This window comes from Corynebacterium coyleae, from assembly GCF_030408635.1.
Classification (GTDB): domain Bacteria; phylum Actinomycetota; class Actinomycetes; order Mycobacteriales; family Mycobacteriaceae; genus Corynebacterium; species Corynebacterium coyleae.
The window spans coordinates 839,994-857,826 of sequence record NZ_CP047198.1; the positions used below are offsets into that span (position 1 = coordinate 839,994).

Annotated in this window: 15 protein-coding genes; 12 read left to right on the top strand and 3 right to left on the bottom strand. The window is 63.9% G+C overall.

Annotation, left to right across the window (positions count from 1 at the left end; all coding sequences use genetic code 11):
• Window positions 1–6: 6 nt before the first annotated feature.
• Complete coding sequence (pmt, locus tag CCOY_RS04165) at window positions 7–1,638, bottom strand: protein O-mannosyltransferase (protein ID WP_373270704.1); 1,632 nt, start codon at window positions 1,636–1,638, stop codon at window positions 7–9.
• A gap of 40 nt (window positions 1,639–1,678) precedes the next feature.
• On the opposite strand from pmt, the gene rsmI reads away from it, so the two are divergent.
• The 3 genes from rsmI to metG all read left to right on the top strand — a co-directional run bounded on the left by rsmI (window position 1,679) and on the right by metG (window position 6,374).
• The gene (gene rsmI / locus CCOY_RS04170) at window positions 1,679–2,539 is read left to right on the top strand and encodes a 16S rRNA (cytidine(1402)-2'-O)-methyltransferase (RefSeq protein WP_070570927.1); all 861 of its coding nucleotides are present in this window, start codon (window positions 1,679–1,681) and stop codon (window positions 2,537–2,539) included.
• Between the two features lie 97 nt (window positions 2,540–2,636).
• Window positions 2,637–4,445, top strand: a complete 1,809-nt coding sequence (locus CCOY_RS04175) for a BCCT family transporter (protein WP_083279308.1) — start codon at window positions 2,637–2,639, stop codon at window positions 4,443–4,445.
• Between the two features lie 81 nt (window positions 4,446–4,526).
• Entirely contained in the window at window positions 4,527–6,374 is a 1,848-nt protein-coding gene (gene metG / locus CCOY_RS04180; RefSeq protein WP_244268704.1) for a methionine--tRNA ligase, read from the top strand.
• A 15-nt stretch (window positions 6,375–6,389) separates the two neighbouring features.
• Here metG and CCOY_RS04185 read toward each other — a convergent pair whose 3' ends face one another.
• Window positions 6,390–6,782: a DUF3806 domain-containing protein gene (locus tag CCOY_RS04185; protein WP_092101938.1), complete on the bottom strand. Its 393-nt coding sequence runs from the start codon at window positions 6,780–6,782 to the stop codon at window positions 6,390–6,392.
• A 12-nt stretch (window positions 6,783–6,794) separates the two neighbouring features.
• On the opposite strand from CCOY_RS04185, the gene CCOY_RS04190 reads away from it, so the two are divergent.
• From CCOY_RS04190 to CCOY_RS04230, 9 genes are all read left to right on the top strand, one after another.
• On the top strand, window positions 6,795–7,631 hold the full coding sequence (locus tag CCOY_RS04190) for a TatD family hydrolase (protein ID WP_092101941.1): 837 nt from the start codon (window positions 6,795–6,797) through the stop codon (window positions 7,629–7,631).
• A gap of 96 nt (window positions 7,632–7,727) precedes the next feature.
• Window positions 7,728–8,867 carry a resuscitation-promoting factor gene (locus CCOY_RS04195; protein ID WP_070421408.1) on the top strand — a complete coding sequence of 380 codons (1,140 nt, stop codon included), beginning with the start codon at window positions 7,728–7,730 and terminating at the stop codon, window positions 8,865–8,867.
• Window positions 8,868–9,710: a 16S rRNA (adenine(1518)-N(6)/adenine(1519)-N(6))-dimethyltransferase RsmA gene (gene rsmA, locus CCOY_RS04200; RefSeq protein ID WP_070614878.1), complete on the top strand. Its 843-nt coding sequence runs from the start codon at window positions 8,868–8,870 to the stop codon at window positions 9,708–9,710.
• On the top strand, window positions 9,703–10,647 hold the full coding sequence (locus tag CCOY_RS04205; protein WP_092101945.1) for a 4-(cytidine 5'-diphospho)-2-C-methyl-D-erythritol kinase: 945 nt from the start codon (window positions 9,703–9,705) through the stop codon (window positions 10,645–10,647). The genes rsmA and CCOY_RS04205 overlap by 8 nt, the downstream gene beginning before the upstream one ends.
• 27 nt (window positions 10,648–10,674) lie before the next feature.
• The gene (locus CCOY_RS04210; RefSeq protein ID WP_092101948.1) at window positions 10,675–12,471 is read left to right on the top strand and encodes an ABC-F family ATP-binding cassette domain-containing protein; all 1,797 of its coding nucleotides are present in this window, start codon (window positions 10,675–10,677) and stop codon (window positions 12,469–12,471) included.
• A gap of 10 nt (window positions 12,472–12,481) precedes the next feature.
• The gene (locus tag CCOY_RS04215) at window positions 12,482–12,805 is read left to right on the top strand and encodes a putative quinol monooxygenase (protein WP_208856587.1); all 324 of its coding nucleotides are present in this window, start codon (window positions 12,482–12,484) and stop codon (window positions 12,803–12,805) included.
• A gap of 180 nt (window positions 12,806–12,985) precedes the next feature.
• Window positions 12,986–14,155: an NRAMP family divalent metal transporter gene (locus CCOY_RS04220; protein WP_092103024.1), complete on the top strand. Its 1,170-nt coding sequence runs from the start codon at window positions 12,986–12,988 to the stop codon at window positions 14,153–14,155.
• Between the two features lie 10 nt (window positions 14,156–14,165).
• The gene (locus CCOY_RS04225) at window positions 14,166–14,948 is read left to right on the top strand and encodes a putative hydro-lyase (RefSeq protein ID WP_208856588.1); all 783 of its coding nucleotides are present in this window, start codon (window positions 14,166–14,168) and stop codon (window positions 14,946–14,948) included.
• Window positions 14,949–15,026: 78 nt separating this feature from the next.
• The gene (locus CCOY_RS04230) at window positions 15,027–16,082 is read left to right on the top strand and encodes an HNH endonuclease signature motif containing protein (RefSeq protein ID WP_092101957.1); all 1,056 of its coding nucleotides are present in this window, start codon (window positions 15,027–15,029) and stop codon (window positions 16,080–16,082) included.
• On the opposite strand, the gene CCOY_RS04235 is transcribed toward CCOY_RS04230, so the two are convergent.
• Window positions 16,079–17,815: an acetyl/propionyl/methylcrotonyl-CoA carboxylase subunit alpha gene (locus CCOY_RS04235; RefSeq protein WP_092101960.1), complete on the bottom strand. Its 1,737-nt coding sequence runs from the start codon at window positions 17,813–17,815 to the stop codon at window positions 16,079–16,081. The genes CCOY_RS04230 and CCOY_RS04235 overlap by 4 nt on opposite strands.
• Window positions 17,816–17,833: the final 18 nt, after the last annotated feature.

The window sequence follows — 17,833 nt, forward strand, 5'->3', positions numbered from 1 at the left end:
AGCTGGTTATTTCCAGCTCGGCAGCCACATGAGGGATTCGTAGTAGGAATCCGGGATGCGCATGCCGTAGAAGATCGGGGACCAGTAGAAGAAGCTTGCCGCGACCAAGGCGATGTAGACCACGGCAGCGAGTTGGCCCCAGCGCATCTCAAAGCCTGCGACCTTGTTGACCCAACTCCACGTCACGGGTCCGCCCTTCTTCGCAAGGTTGCCCACCGCCAGTGCAAGCAGCACCGCCGTAAACGGCACGAGAGCAGTGGCGTAGAAGAAGTACATCTGGCGGTCGAATGCAGCCAGCCACGGGAGGAAACCGGCGGCGAAGGCGATCACCGGAACGATGACACGGAAGTCCTTGCGGGTCAGCCAGACCCAGCACGCCCAGAGCAGGACTGGCACGGTGAGCCACCAGATGGCAGGGGTGCCGAACATGTAAATCATCTCGCGGCAGGTGCCATCGCCCGGGGCGACCTTGCACTCCAAGTCAGTGGCGGAGTAGTAGAGGATCGGGCGCGCAGAGACGAGCCATGCCCACGGCTTGGAATCCCACGGGTGAGAGTGCCCACTCGAGGAGGTCAGGGATGCGTGGAAGTTCAGGACGGAGAAGTGGTAGTACAGCCAACCTGCGACGGAATCGGGCAGGTTTGTCAGCCAGGGCCAGTCGGAGCCGGCGATGGTGCCGTCTGCAAGCGAGTGGCGGTACACAGAGGTTTCAGAGGCGAACCAGGCGCGCCAGGACCAGATGTAAAGCAGTGCTGGGATGAGCACGATCGAGGCGAGTGCAGCTGGGACGTCGCGAAGCAAGGTGCCAGCGACCGGCTTTTCCACGCCGTAGCGGCGGCGCAGGTAGAGGTCCCAGAACGACGACAGCAGGCCGAAGAACATGATGTAATACAGGCCTGACCACTTCACCGACAGCGCAAGACCAAGGGCGACACCGGTGGCGAAGCGCCACCAGCGGAAGCCCATCCGTGGGCCGAACGGGCCGGTGCCGTCCAACTTGCCGGCCAGCCAGGCATCGTGCCAGCGGTGGTGCACCTCGCGCATGTCGCCGGCGAGCGTCCAGGCGGCAATGACGATAAACAGGACCTGGAAGATATCCAGCATGCCGAATTTGGCTGCGACGAGCAGGACGCCGTCGAAAAGCGCGATGATGCCCGCGACCACACCGATAGAGGTGGACTGGCTCACGCGGCGCGCGATGAGGAACACGAACACGATCACCGCGGTGCCAAACAGTGCGGTGATGATGCGCCAACCCAAAGGCGTGTAGCCGAAGATGGTTTCGCCCATCGCTAGCAATTGTTTGCCCAGCGGCGGGTGCACGACCAGGCCGTAGCCCGGGTTCGACTCAATGCCGCCGAGCACCGGGTTGAAGGAGCTGCGCACCATGTCCCAACCCTGCGGTACGTAGTGCTTCTCGTCGAAGACCGGGGTGCCGGAACTGGTCGGCTGGGTCAGCCCCAGGAACCTGGTAAACAGCGCGAGGACACCGATCACGCTGGCGGCGATGGTGTCGCGGCGTGTCCACGGCACAGATACGGGTGCCGTGGGGGCCGGTCGGCTCGGGCGGACTTTGCGCGCCGCGCCTGGTTCGTCTGACGCCGGGGTGGCGTTGGAAGTGCTCGCGATAGTGGTCACGGACGAAGATACTAGCGCCTGACGCGTATGCTTCAGGCTTATGTCCGCCGAGCATGATCGTGAAACCCAGTTCCCAGCTACCGGAGTGGTGCTCGCCGCCACACCGCTGGGCAACATCGGGGACGCCTCTCCACGGCTCGTGCAGGCCCTTGGTCGGGCCGATATCGTCGCTGCGGAGGACACGCGTCGCACCCGCGCGCTGGCTGCGGCACTCGGTGTGGAGATCACCGGGCGTGTGGTGTCCAACTTCGACCACAACGAGGACGCGCGTTCGCGTGAGCTTCTCGACGCCGCCCGCACCGGCACCGTCCTCGTCGTCACGGATGCCGGCATGCCGATTGTTTCCGACCCAGGGCATTCGATCGTCGCCGCCGCCCACGACGCCGGCATCCCCGTGACCTGTATCCCGGGCCCGTCTGCGGTAACCACGGCACTTGCGCTGTCCGGGCTCAACGTCGGCCACTTCATCTTCGACGGCTTCGTGCCCCGCAAAGCTGGTGCGCGCCGGGCCTGGCTGGAAACTCTTGTCGACGAGCGCCGCGCCGTCTGCTGTTTCGAATCCCCGCACCGCATCGCGCAGTTGCTTGACGACGCCGCCGACGTCCTCGGCGGTACACGCCGCGCCGCGGTGTGCCGGGAACTGACCAAAACCTATGAAGAGGTCAAGCGCGGCACTCTTGCAGAACTTGCCGAATGGGCAGCAGACGGCGTACGCGGCGAGATCACGCTTGTGATTGAAGGTGGGGAGCCGAAGCAGCCGGAAGCGGAAGATTTGGTGGGGAAGGTGCTTGAGCTCGTCGAAAAGGGCGAGCGTATGAAGGACGCTGCGAAACAGGTCGCCAAAGCGCACGGCGTGAAAGTAGGGGACCTGTATGATGCCGCGCTCGCTGCGCGCGGTTGAGTAAGTTCTCGCGACAACTCGGTTAGCACAAAGGTGTTATTTACGTTAGCCTGCTTGGGCACTTTTAAACACCTGAAAACTTCAAAGGAGTAACCGTATGTCTCAGCGAGACTCACAAAGGGATCCACACGATCCCGATGCGGAGACGCAGAGCACTGATCAATACGCACCCCAAGAAACTTCTGCAGCCAGCGAACTTGCTGCGCTGCTCGACGCCGACCGCGACGGCGTTGCGACGGACTACGTCGACCCGGAAGAGCGCATGGAGCGTGCCGCGGATGCAGAAGATGCCCCAGTGAACTGGGGCATTGTCATTCCGTTGGCCATTATTGTCGCGGCAATTGTCGGCTGGGGCCTGGCTGCCCCCGACAGCTTTTCCAACTTCGCCGATGCCGCCTTCACCTGGGTGATTGACAACCTGGGCTGGGCATTCGTCCTCGGCGGCACCATTTTTGTCATTTTTGTCATCGTGATTGCGGCGTCGAACTTCGGCACCATTCGCCTCGGCACCGCAGACGAGCGACCAGAATTTAAGACCACGTCATGGATCGCCATGATGTTCGCCGCCGGCATGGGCATCGGCCTGATGTTCTACGGCGCCGCAGAACCACTGGCGATGTACCTCGACGGCGTACCCGGCCACAACGAACGTGAAGTAGGCGCTGCCATGGCACAGACCATGTTCCACTGGACGCTGCACCCGTGGGCTGTGTACGCCATTCTCGGCCTGGCCATTGCGTATTCGACGTTCCGCCTTGGCCGCAAGCAGCTGCTGTCGAGCGCTTTCATCCCGCTGATCGGACAGAAGGGTGCTGACGGCTGGCTCGGTCGTCTCATTGATGCGTTCGCTGTGTTCGCCACCATCTTCGGCACCGCCTGCTCCCTGGGCCTTGGCGCGCTGCAGATCAGCTCCGGCCTGGAGGCGTCCGGCTTCGTGGACAACCCATCCACCAAGCTGACTATCGGTATTGTCTCCGTGTTGACCCTGGCGTTCCTGCTGTCCGCAATGTCGGGCGTGTCCAAGGGCATCCAGTGGCTGTCTAACGCCAACATGGTCATCGCCGCGATCCTGGCGATCTTCGTCTTTGTCTTCGGCCCGACCGTTGCGCAGCTGAACATGCTGCCGACCGCATTTGGTAACTACCTGCAGAACTTCTTCGAAATGGCAGCCCGCACCGCAGAGAGCTCCGACGGCCAGGCTGGTGACTTCCTCTCCGGCTGGACCATCTTCTACTGGGCGTGGTGGATCTCCTGGTCGCCGTTCGTCGGTACGTTCCTGGCTCGCATCTCCCGCGGCCGCACCGTGCGCGAGTTCTGCCTCGGCGTCCTGCTCGTCCCGGCTGGCCTGTCCACCGTATGGTTCGCCATCTTCGGCGGCACCGCTATCAAGATGGAGCAGGATGGCCAGTCCATCGTCGGCGGCGGCTCCAACGAGGAACAGCTGTTCAACCTGCTGCACGCCCTGCCGGGCGGCTACGTTGTCGGCGTGTTCGCCCTGTTGCTGCTGGGTACCTTCTTTATTACCTCCGCAGACTCGGCCTCGACCGTGATGGCGTCCATGACCCAGTCCGGCAAGACCGAAGCCAAGCCGTGGCTGGCCGCTATGTGGGGCGTGGCTACCGCATTCGTCGGTCTGACCCTGCTGATCTCCGGTGGTGCTGACGCGCTGAACTCTCTGCAGTCCGTCACCATCGTGGCCGCAACACCGTTCCTGTTCATCCTTATCGCGCTCATGTTCGCGATTGTGAAGGACATGTCCAACGACACCATTTACCTGGATAAGAAGGAACACGAGCGCTTCGCCCGCCAGCTGGCTATCGAGCGCCGCATGCACCGCGACCAAGCGCAACTCGACGCACGTCGCGAGCAAATGAAGAAGATGCTGAAGCCGCGCGCGAAGAACTAACGCGTAGCGTTTCGCACCTTCGTTGCTGGCCCCGCGGAGCAGTTTCATTGCTTAGCGGGGCCATAACTTATGCTGGGAGCCATGACTGCTGCTGATTCCACCCAGAACGTTCTTGTGTGTGTGGCCTGGCCGTACGCAAACGGCCCGCGCCACATCGGACACGTCGCCGGCTTCGGCGTCCCGTCCGATGTCTTCGCCCGCTACCAGCGAATGGCCGGCAAGAACGTGCTCATGGTCTCCGGCACCGACGAGCACGGCACCCCGCTGTTGGTCCAGGCGGATAAGGAAGGCGTCAGCGTCAAGGAATTGGCGGACCGCTACAACAAGCAGATCGTGGAAGACCTCGCAGGCCTTGGCCTGTCCTACGACCTGTTTACCCGCACCACCACCCGCAACCACTACGCGGTGGTCCAAGAACTGTTCCGCGGGTTGGACGCTAACGGCTACATGGTGAAGGAAACCACCAAGGGTGCGATCTCCCCGTCGACGGGCCGCACACTGCCGGACCGCTACATCGAGGGCACCTGCCCGATTTGTGGCGCGACCGATGCCCGCGGTGACCAATGCGACACCTGCGGCAACCAGCTGGACCCGGCAGACCTGATCAACCCGGTATCCAAGATTAACGGCGAGACCCCGGAGTTCGTCGAGACTGAGCACTACATGCTCGACCTGCCGGCGCTCCACGACGCACTCGAGGCGTGGCTGTCCACCCGCGAGGACTGGCGCCCGAACGTGCTGAAATTCTCCCTGAACCTGCTCGAGGACATGCGTCCGCGCGCCATGACCCGCGACATCGACTGGGGCATCCCGATCCCAGTAGAGGGCTGGCAGGACAACCCGTCGAAGAAGCTCTACGTCTGGTTCGACGCCGTCGTCGGTTACTTGTCTGCCTCCATCGAGTGGGCCCACAACATTGGCAAGCCGGAGGCCTGGAAGGACTTCTGGCAGGACCCAGCCACCGAGGGCTACTACTTCATGGGCAAGGACAACATCACCTTCCACTCCCAGATCTGGCCGGCGGAGCTGCTTGGCTACGCGGGCAAGGGCTCCAAGGGCGGCGAGGTACACAGTCTTGGCGAGCTCAACCTGCCCACCGAGGTTGTCTCTTCTGAGTTCCTCACCATGTCGGGCTCGAAGTTCTCCTCGTCGAAGGGCGTGGTCATTTACGTTAAGGACTTCCTCAAGGAGTTCGGCCCGGATCCGCTGCGCTACTTCATCGCAGTCGCAGGCCCGGAGAACAATGACACCGACTTCACCTGGGACGAGTTCGTCCGTCGCGTGAACAACGAGCTGGCCAACGGCTGGGGCAACCTGGTCAACCGCACCGTGTCCATGGCGCACAAGAACTTCGGCCAGGTGCCCGCGCCGGGCCCGCTGGAAGCGTCCGATGAGCGCATCCTGAACCTTGCGGAAGAAACCTTTGCTACCGCCGGTGCGGACCTGAGCGAGGCTCGGTTCAAGAACGCGATCACCAAGACCATGCACGTCGTTGGTGAAGCGAACGCCTACATCGCCGAGCAGGAGCCGTGGAAGTTGGCCAAGGACGAGACCCAGCGCGAACGCCTGGCCACCGTCCTGTGGACCGCACTGCAGGTGGTGTCCGACTGCAACGCCATGCTCACCCCGTTCCTGCCACACACCGCGCAGCAGGTCCACGAGACCTTGGGTCGCAAGGGTGTGTGGGCTGCTGAGCCGCGCATCGAGGAGATTGTCGACGACGCCGACTTCAACCTCGTCGGTGCCGGCCTGCCAGAGAAGGGGCAGACATACCTGACCATCACCGGTGACTACACCCAGCAGCAGGCCGTGTGGCAGCGCGTGGAGGTTACCCCGGGCACCGAGTTGGCTAAGCCGAAGCCGCTGATCGCCAAGCTCGATCCGGAACTCGGCGAGACCGGCCCCGAATGGGCGCCGGTGCAGAAGTAGGCCCGCTGCGCACGCCTAGAGGAATTGATCGAGGAACCCGGTAAGTTTGCCGGGTTCTTCGTCTTCAAAACGCTGATCCACAACCACGAGCGGGGCGGTGTATTTCTCGTCCGCGCCGCCGGGATTCTTAACGACGACAAGATCGGTGCCGTAGTCGTCGATAAGCAATTGCCACGAAAAGCCCTCCCGCACGAGCGCCTCGCCGAGGGCGGTGCCGTAGATGCGGGCGGTTTCGCCGCGGGGAAACGCGCGCTGCACATCGCGGGGAAGCGCCAGGTAGTCGGCAAGTTCCTCCTCGAACGAGGCGACGATATCCGCCGGGGAACCGTTGATGCCACGCCCGGCGGCTTCGGCCAGGTCGGCCTCAATTTGGGTGCGGGTGGCTGAGTCAATGTCGTTGAATGCCATAGGGTGCATCGTATGAGCAAAAAGAAGCCACGTCCCACTCCCGTGCCCGCCGAGCCGATCGCAGGTCTCGTCGATGCACACACGCACCTCGCGTCCTGCGGCGCACGTACCGCGGAAGAGATCGACGCGTTTGTCCAGCGTGCCGTAGCCGCCGGGGTCGAGCGCATCTGCACTGTCGGCGATGGCCTCGACGAAGCGGAGCTTGCGCTTCAGGCCGCACATCTCAACGAGCGCGTGTTTGCCGCGTGCGCGATCCATCCGACCAGGGCGCATGAACTTGACGACGACGCGCGTGCCCGCCTACAGACCATGGCCGCCGACCCGCGTTGCGTCGCGGTGGGGGAGACCGGCATCGATACGTACTGGCTCAAACACGACGCGGAGCGCACCGCGCCGCTGGACGTGCAGGAGGAGGCGTTTCGCTTCCACATCGACCTGGCCTGCGAGTCCGGCAAGGCGCTGATGATCCACAACCGTGAGGGTGATGCGGAGATCATGCGGATTCTCGACGACGCCCCACGCCCCGAACACGTCATCTTGCACTGCTTCTCCTCGCCACTGGACGTGGCACGCGAGGCGATCGAGCGTGGCTACGTACTGAGCTTCGCGGGAAACGTCACGTTCAAGCGCAACGAGGAACTGCGCGAGGCCGCCCGCCTGGCGCCTGCCGGCCAGTTGTTGGTGGAGACCGACGCGCCGTACATGACGCCGGAGCCGTTCCGCGGCGCGCGCAACGAGCCATCGCTTATCGGCCACACCGCGAAGGTGTTGGCCGAAGTCCGCAACATGGATGTGGCCGATGTGGCACGTGATATCAGTGAGACGTTTTCACGCGTCTACGGGGTGTGACCTGGAACATTAGTGCGCGTCGGTCCTTGTGTCCCGGCGGGCGTTACCGTATTGTTACCGAAGTTGCTTTACGTTAACCCCTCGGAGGAAGCGCGCATGTCTCGTCAGATCAAGCGGATCAACCCGAAGAACTCCGCCGCAAAACGCGTCGCGGTTGGCACTGTCGCCGGCGCCGTGCTCGTCGGTGGCGCGGGCACCGCGCTGGCTTCCCAGAAGCAAATCACCGTGGATGTCAACGGTGAGGAAACCAACGTCCGCACCTACGCCGCCGACGTCGCAGGCGTACTGCAGTCCGCGGGCGTTGACGTTGACCCGCAGGACCTCGTCTACCCAGCGCCGGGGGAGAAGATCTCGCGTGGCGATACCGTCACCGTGCGCACCGCCAAGCCGGTCGCCGTTGTCGTCGACGGTGTTGCCCAGCAGATCACCTCGACCGCCAGCACCGTCGGCGAACTGCTCGAGGAAGCCGGCGTTACCTCCGCCGCGGGCGTGGACATCGACCGCGACGAGACGGTCACCGAAGGCCTCAACGTGGACGTGACCACCCCGAAGATCGTGGCACTTCGCGACGGCGGCAACCTCACCTACGTTTCCGCCGCAGCCAAAACCGTCGGCGACCTGCTCTCCGCGCGTGGCGTCACCTTCGATAGCGACGACCGTTTGAACCATGCGCTCGCCGACGCGATCGTGCCGGGCATGGAAATCGTCCTCGACCGCGTCAACACCATCGACCGCCCAGAGACCGTCGCGGTGGAAGAGCCCGCCGAATACATTGACGACGACACCCTCGACGAAGGCACCGAAGAAGTCCGCGAAGAAGGCGTGCAGGGCGAAAAGCAGATCATCCACCGCACCGTGACCGTCAACGGTGTTGTCGAATCCGAAGGCGTTGCCGAGGAGAAGGAAACCAAGAAGGGCAAGCCCGCCGTCATCGCGCGTGGCACCAAGCAGACGGGCAACACCGGCGCGGCAGCCCCTGCCGTGGCTAACGGTTCCGTCTGGGACGCGATCGCAGCCTGCGAATCCGGCGGCAACTGGTCCATCAACACCGGCAACGGCTACCACGGTGGCCTGCAGTTCAACCCGGGCACCTGGGCAGCCTACGGCGGCACCGCCTTTGCGCCGACCGCCGACCTGGCCACCCGCGAACAGCAGATCGCCATCGCCGAGCGCACCCAAGCCGCCCAAGGCTGGGGCGCGTGGCCTGCCTGCACCGCCCGTCTGGGCCTGCGCTAAATGGCGGGCGCGCAGCTGCTCGGCCCGGCCGAGATCCGCGAACTCGCGGCAGAACTCGACGTCACGCCTACCAAGAAACTGGGGCAGAACTTTCTGCACGACCCGAACACCGTGCGCATGATCGTCGGTGCCGCAGAGCTTTCGCCTGACGACGTCGTTGTGGAGGTTGGCCCGGGGTTGGGGTCGCTAACGCTTGGGCTCGTCGATACGGTCTCGCGGGTGGTCGCGCTTGAGATCGACCCACGTCTCGCCGGGCGCCTGCCTGCAACCGTTCAGGCGCGTGCGCCCGAGTACGCCGAACGCCTCACCGTGATCACCACCGACGCGCTGAAGGTGCGCCGCGACGACCTCGACGTCGAACCGACCGCGCTGGTGGCCAACCTGCCGTACAACGTCTCCGTGCCAGTGCTGTTGCACCTGCTGGAGGAGTTCCCCACGATCAGGCGCGTGCTGGTCATGGTGCAAAAAGAAGTCGCCGACCGCCTCGCCGCGGTGCCCGGCTCCAAGATCTACGGCGTGCCGAGTGTGAAGGCCGCGTTCTATGGGGACGTCTCGCGCGCCGGCACGATTGGCAAGCACGTCTTCTGGCCCGCGCCGAACATCGAATCGGGGCTCGTGCGCATTGACGTCAACGACGACAACCCGCGCGAACTCCGCGAGCGCGTCTTCCCGATCGTGGACGCCGCCTTCGCGCAACGTCGCAAGACGCTTCGCTCCACACTTGCGGGCATCTACGGCTCGCCCGCAAACGCCGAAGCGGCCCTTCGCGCAGCGGGAATCGACCCAGGCCTGCGTGGTGAAAAACTTACCGTGGCCGACTTTGTACAGTTAGGCCATGCGTAAGTACGTCGCCTCCGCACCAGGCAAGGTCAACCTCCACCTCGGAGTAGGGGAGGCCCGCGCCGACGGCTACCACGACCTGGTCAGCGTCTTCCACGCCGTGGACCGCCGCGAAGTGGTCACGCTCGTCGCCTCCGACACGCTCACCGAGGGCCCCATCGTGCGCTCCATGCAGACCACGTTTTACGTCGACGAGCCGGAAGAGAGCATCGACGGGCCAACCAACCTGGCGTGGCGCGCGGTCAACGCAGTTGCTGAGCGTGCCGGGATCGCCCTTCCGGAGGTCCACATCGAGGTGGCCAAGCACGTCTTCGTCGCTGGCGGGATGGCGGGCGGTTCCGCCGACGCTGCCGCTGCACTGGTCGCCGCGAACGCGCTCGTGGCTGATCACGGCGAGCCGCTTACGGCTGAGACGTTGCACGAGTTGGCAGCGTCGCTCGGCGCTGACGTGCCATTTTCGCTCATGGGCGGCACAGCACTCGGCACCGGCCGGGGAGATGAACTCGTCGAAATGCTGTCGCGCGGCCGTTTGAACTGGGTGTTCGTCAACCCCAAGGTGGGTATTTCCACCGGCGGAGCATTTTCGCTTCTCGACGACCTGCGTCACGGCAACCCAGCCCTCGTCCCACACCTCAACACCGCAGGCCTGTCCCAGGCGTTGACCTCGGGCGACGCGGCGCGGGTGGCAGAGGCGCTGCACAACGACCTCGACGCGGCAGCGCTGTCGATGCGCCCGCAACTCAAGCGGCTTATCGACGCTGCCAACGAGGCAGGCCTGCGCGCCATCGTGTCCGGCTCCGGGCCCACGGTCGCGGTGCTGTGCGAAAGCCTCGAGCACGCCCAATGGGTCGCCGAACACTTGGCGGAGCGATTCGAGGGCTACGAGATCTTCGTCGCCGAAGGACCCGACCACGGCGCGGTGCTCGAGACCGCCGATTAGGCAGGGTGCGTAGACTATGCACCCGATATGGCTAACCTGATCAACCTTGAAAACGTCTCCAAAACGTGGGGGCTGAAAACCCTGCTCGACGGTGTCTCCCTCGGCGTGCAAACCAACGACCGCATCGGCATCGTCGGCGTCAACGGCGGCGGCAAAACCACCCTGCTTGAAGTGCTCACCGGCATCGAAGCGCCCGACGCGGGCCGCGTCTCCCACAACTCGGGCCTGCGCATGGCAGTGGTCACCCAGCGTTTCGACCTCGACGAAACCCTCACCGTCGGCCAAGCTGTCGTCGAACCACTCGGGCTGCAGACCTACGAGTGGGCTTCTAACGCCAAGGTGCGCGAGGTCCTCCAGGGCACCGGTGTGGCCGAGCTCGGCCTGGACACCCCGGTAGGCAACCTCTCTGGTGGCGAGCGTCGCCGCGTGAACCTCGCCGCGGCACTCGTGCAGGACCTCGACCTGGTCGTGCTCGACGAGCCGACCAACCACCTTGACGTCGAAGGCGTGCAGTGGCTCGCTGACCATTTGTTGTCGCGCAAGGTGGCGGTGGTCGTCGTCACGCACGATCGCTGGTTCCTCGACACCGTGGCCACCCTGACCTGGGAAGTCCACGACGGCACCGTCGATGTCTACGAAGGTGGCTACAACGACTGGACCTTCGCGCGCGCCGAACGTGCCCGCCAGGCCGACGCCATCGAGCAGCGCCGCCAAAACCTCGCGCGGAAGGAACTCGCGTGGCTGCGCCGCGGCGCACCTGCCCGTACCTCGAAGCCGCGCTACCGCATCGAAGCCGCAGAAGCCCTGATCAAAGACGTCCCGCCGCCGCGCGACACCGTCGAACTCATGGCGTTTTCCAAGCAACGCCAAGGCCGCGTCGTCATCGAACTCGAAGACGCACGCATCGACGCCCCCGACGGCCGCACACTCGTCGACCACCTCACCTGGCGCCTCGCACCCGGAGAGCGCATCGGCCTTGTCGGCGTGAACGGCTCCGGCAAAACCACCCTCCTGCGCACCCTCGCCGGCGAATACCCACTCGCCGCCGGCAAACGCATCGAAGGCCAAACCGCACGCATCGGCTGGCTGCGCCAAGAACTCGACGACCTCGACCCGGAACGCCGAGTCATCGATGCCGTCGAAGACGTCGCCACCTACATCCAATTCGGCAAACGCGAAATGTCCGCCTCCCAACTCGCCGAACGCCTCGGCTTCTCCCCGAAACGCCAACGCACCCCCGTGCGCGACCTCTCCGGCGGCGAACGCCGTCGCCTCCAACTCACGCGCGTACTCATGGCCGAGCCGAACATCTTGCTTCTCGACGAGCCCACCAACGACCTCGACATCGACACCCTCCAAGAGTTAGAAAACCTCCTCGACTCCTGGCCAGGCACACTCGTGGTGATCTCCCACGACCGCTACCTCATCGAACGCATCGCGGACACCACCTACGCACTGTTCGGCGACGGCACCTTAACCAACCTGCCCGGCGGCATCCAGCAGTACCTGGACCGCCGCGCCGCCGAAGCCACAGACACAGGCCCGCTCGATTTGGGGGACCGGGGCGAGGGCGTCGTCGACAAGCAAGAAGGCTTGAGCTCGCAAGAACAACGCGAAATCCGCAAACAAATGAAAGCGCTGGAACGCAAAATCGCCAAGGAAAGCGAGCGAGCAGACACACTCGAAGCCGAAATCACCGCCCTATCCGAGGCCGGCGACTTCGACGCCATCGCCACCAAAACCAAAGAGCTCACCGCAGCGAAAGACACCCGCGAGGAACTCGAGATGGAGTGGCTCGAGTTGGGCGAAACGCTTGAAGGCTAGGGTGGGGCGCATGATTTTGATCAACGTACGATTCAAGCCCCTGCCCGAACACGTCGACAACTTCCGCGAACTGGTCAAAGACTTCACCGACGCATCCCGCGCCGAAGAAGGCAACATCTTCTTCGACTGGTACCGCAACGAAGACAACCCCAACGAATACCTGCTCATCGAAGCATTCCACGAGGACGCCGCCGAAGCCCACGTCAACTCCGACCACTTCAAGGCAGCGCAGGAATTCTTCCCGACCATCTTGGCGGAAACCCCGACCATCATTAACACCCTCATCGAAGGCAAAACCGAATGGGACAAGATGGCGGAATTCAAAGTCGACTAGGGGTAACACGGGTGTGACGGATGTCTCCCAGGACGCTTTTATGTCCTAATATCTCCCACGTCACATTTCCCAACGCTGAAAGGGGTGCTCCTCGTGACCGCTCCCGACCCCAACACCGCCGGCTCCACCGCAGCCGACGCTCCCACTAAGCCGCCCGCAGCGGCACGAGGCATCGGCCCCATGGTCGGCGCCATCTTCCTGATGGCCACCTCCGCCATCGGGCCGGGCTTCCTCACCCAAACCTCCGTATTCACGGTGCAGATGGGCGCGGCGTTCGCGTTTGCCATCCTGCTGTCCATCATCGTGGACATCGTCATCCAGTTGAACGTCTGGCGCATCCTCGGTGTCTCCGGCCTGCGCGCCAGCGAGCTCGCCAATGAGGTGCTGCCGGGCCTCGGCTGGTTTTTGGCCATCCTTGTCGGCATCGGCGGACTCGTCTTTAACATCGGCAACATCGCCGGCACCGGCCTCGGCGTCCAAGCGCTTACCGGCGACACCGTCGACCCGAAGATCGGCGGCGCCATCTCCGCCATCATCGCCATCTGCGTGTTCCTCTGGAAGCGCGCCGGCGCCGCCCTCGACGTCCTCGTCGGCATCCTCGGCGCACTGATGATCCTGCTCATGCTCTACGTCGCCATCTCCTCAAACCCGCCAGTGGCTGAGGCGATGCGCCAATCCGTCGCCCCGGACGCCGTGGACTTCAAGGTCATCACCACACTCATCGGCGGTTCCGTCGGCGGCTACATCGTGTTCGCCGGCGTGCACAGGATTATCGACGCCGGCCACACCGGCCCCGAAAACCTCGACTACATCTCCCGCTCCTCGGTCACCGGCATCATCGTCACCGGCATCATGCGCGTGCTGTTGTTCCTCGCGGTGCTGGGTGTCGTCGCTACGGGCGTTGCTCTGTCCAAAGACAACACCGCGGCAGACGTCTTCTACCAAGCCGCAGGCGACATGGGACGCCGCATGTTCGGCCTCGTCCTGTGGGCCGCGGGCCTGTCCTCGGTCATCGGCGCATCGTTTACCTCGATCTCGTTTTTGACCAAGCAGGGCTTCGACCCGAAGAAGCGCGGCTGGCTCACCGTCGGCTTCATCGTCATCTCCACCGTTATCTTCCTGTTCGTCGGTTCCGCCCCGCAGAAACTGCTGATCTTCGCAGGCGCCTTCAACGGCCTGATCCTGCCGATCGGCTTCGCCGTCGTCCTCTACGTCGGCTTCTTCCGCAAGGACCTGCTGCGTGGCTACAAGCCGCCGATGTGGATGCTCATCGTCGGTGCGATCACGCTGGTTGGTTGCGCCTGGATGGGCTGGAGCTCGATCAGCACCCTGCCGAAGTTGTGGGCGTAGTCTGAAGGGCATGCACCCCGCCTCTATGACCCCAGCGCAAGCCCGCGCGTTGTTCCGCACCACCGAGGTGCCGACAACGGCGGGCTTTTCCGCTGGTTACGCCCAAGCCAACCTGATCGCGCTGGATAAGAAGTACGCGTTCGACTTCTTGTTGTTCGCGCAGCGTAACCCGAAGCCGTGCCCGATCTTGGGGGTGTTGGAGCCGGGGCAGGTGGCGTCGTCGCTACTCGCGGGTGGCGATATTCGCACCGACATTCCCGCCTACCGCGTGTTCAAGGACGGCTCGCTTATCGACGAACCCCTCAACGCCACCGAATACTGGACCGACAACACCGTCGCGTTTCTCATCGGCTGCTCATTCACCTTCGAGGCAGCGCTGCTGGACAACGGGGTGCCCGTCGCGCACATCGAGCAGGGGCGCAACGTGCCGATGTATATGACCAACATCGACTGCGAACCCGCCGGGGTGTTTTCCGGCAAGATGGTCGTCTCCATGCGGCCGATTCCGGCCTCTCAGGTGTCTGACGCCGTACGGATCACGTCGCGCTACCCAGCCGTGCATGGTGCGCCCGTGCACGTGGGGGATCCTTCCGCGATCGGTATCGCTGATCTTGGTTCGCCCGACTTCGGCTCCGCCGTGGACATCCCCGCGGGCACCGTGCCGGTGTTCTGGGCGTGTGGGGTCACGCCGCAGTCGATTGTGATGTCGTCGAAGCCCGATCTGGCAATCTGTCACGCGCCGGGGAAGATGCTCGTCACCGACGCACGCGACCTCGCCTACCAGGTGCCTTAGGGGTTATCCACAGGGGCGTTTTTGTAAATTTCACAGGCTCGCAGAGGTGGGTTGCGGGTTTGGTCTAGCGTCTTGGGCATGAATTCGTTCGAGGTGTTAGTGCAGGCGATGTCGGCCGCAGCGTTAGAGACGCTGGCTGACTTCGACCTTGAGGTTGCACTCGCCTCGGGCTTTGCACCGGATCGAGCGCGTGCCTGGTCGCGGCTGCGGGATGTGTATTTCGGGCGCACCAAGTTCACGCGCAAGCAGGCAGTAGCCCGCACGCGTGCTCGGGCGTTTTCCATGGACGAGTTAGCGCTGATCGAGCGGCGCATTGCACCGGTCAAGGATGCGTCCCAGCGGTGGGCGCTGCGCCTGGCTTTGCTTGAGGTTGAAGGCGGTTATCGGGCGATTGAGGCTGCAGCCCGTACGTTGGTGCCGGCGGATAAGACACCGGCGGTGGATGCGGCGAAGTTCGGCCCGTCGCGAAACGGCAAGCGCACCCTGCACTTAACCTATGACGAGCGGGAGATCTCCGATATGGAGCACGCTGGGCGGTTAGGGATTGATCAGGATCGTCCTGCAGCTGCTCAGATTGCCGAGAATTTGATTGGGATCTTCTTCGGCGAGGGCAAGGTCGCAACCGCAGCGCCTCGTCCGACGGTGTTAGTACCGTTGCCGGATTACCTGCGCATCTTGGATGGCAATGGTGATGATGTGCTGTTGGCCATGACTGATGGCACCACCATGACGGGTGCGGAGTTTTTGGCCTCCCAGTTCGGTGATGCGTTAGAGGTGGCGGCGTTTCATCCGCAGGCCGGTGCGGTGAATCTGTATCGCACGCAGCGTTTGGCGAATCAGAAACAGCGCGATTTGGCCAAGCTGGTCTCCCCGGTGTGTGCGTTTCCTGGCTGCCGTCACGGAGCTGACGTGTGCGAGCTGCACCACGTGGAAGCGTGGCGGCATGGCGGGGAGACCAACATTGGCAACCTGGCGCCGTTGTGTCGCTATCACAATCGGGTGAATGATGATGACCCGTGGCGTAAGAAACGGGGCCGGATCGTCATGGTGCGGGGTGCCCCGGTATGGATCTCACCCCGCGGCTACCCGGTGAAAAACACCAACCGCGGGGCAATGGACCAACTCTTCGGCTAGGAGATCGTCGCGATCGTGGCGTTCGCCTTGACTCGCTCACCCTGCTGAGCCGCCAGCGAGATCTGGCCGTCGCGGGTTGCCTTGATCTGGGATTCCATCTTCATGGCCTCGATCGTGGCAATTGGGTCGCCCTTGGCAACAACGTCGCCGTCAGCCACGAGCCACTCCACGATGGTGGCTTCGTACTTGGTGGTCACGGCGCCCGCGGCATCAGAAGCCGGAGTGGAAGCCTCGGCCGGGGCTGCGTTTCCTCCGCCGGTGCCGAGGAGGGCGACGGGGAAGCCGATGGTGTGGAGTTTGCCGTCGATTTCGACGACGACGTTGCGGCGTTCGTCGTAAATGTGCTCGATGTCCACGTTGTTGTGGCGCTGCGACGGCGAGTAGTTGTGGTCCACCCAGTCGGTGTAGACGTCGAGGGTGTCGCCGGTCAGTTCCGGGGCGACGACCATGTCGCGGTGGAACGGGATGACGGTGCGCACGCCTTCGATGGTGAACTCGGACAGGGATTGTTCGGCGCGGCGCAGGGCGGTGTCGCGGTTGGGGCCCCAGACGATGAGTTTGCCCATGAGTGAGTCGTAGTAGGGCGGGATCTGCCCACCGGTGAGTACGCCGGTGTCGACGCGTACGCCGGGGCCGGTGGGGACGTCGAAACGCGTCACGGTCCCGGGCGACGGCGCGAAGCCGTTGGTCACGTCCTCGGCGTTGATGCGGAATTCGAAGGCGTGGCCGTTGATCGCTGGGTCGACCGAGTCACCGTCGACGAAGGAGAGGGGAAGCCCGTCGGCGATGCGGAACTGCTCGGCGATGATGTCCACGCCCGTGACGGCCTCGGTGACGGGGTGCTCGACCTGCACGCGCGTGTTGACCTCCAAAAACGACACGGTGCCGTCCTCGGAGACGATGTATTCGACGGTGCCGGCGGACTGGTAGTTGGCCTTGCGGATGATCTCGCGTGCGCCTTCTTCGATGGCGTTGCGTTGCTCGTCGGTCAGGAATGGCGCGGGGGCTTCTTCGATGAGTTTTTGGAAGCGGCGCTGGGTGGAGCAGTCGCGGGTGCCAAGTACGGCGACGTTGCCGTGGGCGTCGGCAAGCACTTGCGCTTCGACGTGGCGTGGGTGGGTGAGGAACTTTTCCACATAGCATTCGCCGCGGCCGAACGCTTCGCGTGCCTCACGTCCGGCGGATGCGAAGCCCTCTTCGATGTCGGCTTCGTCGAAGACAACTTTCAAGCCGCGACCGCCGCCGCCGAATGCAGCCTTGATGGCGATTGGCATGCCGTGTTCTTCGGCGAAGTCACGCGCTTGTTCCCAGGTTTCGAGCGGTTCGCCGGTGCCGGGTGCGAGTGGGGCGTTGGCTTCGACGGCGAGGGCGCGGGCGGAGAGTTTGTCGCCGAGCAGTTCGATGGCGTCGGGCGATGGGCCGATCCAGGTGAGGCCGGCTTGTTCGACGGTGCGGGCGAAGTCGGCGTTTTCGGAGAGGAATCCGTAGCCGGGGTGGAGGCAGTCGGCGCCGGCGCGGTGGGCGATTTCGATGAGTGCCGGGATGTTCATGTAAGTCTCGGCGGAGGTTTTGCCGGGTAGGAGGTAGGCCTCGTCGGCGACTTGGGTGTGGAGTGCCCCGGTGTCGGGTTCGGAGTAGACGGCGATGGAGCGGATGCCGAGGTCGCGTGCGGTGCGTGCGATGCGTACGGCGATTTCGCCGCGGTTGGCGATGAGTACTGCGTTTAGAGTCATTACAGGGTCCTAACTGGG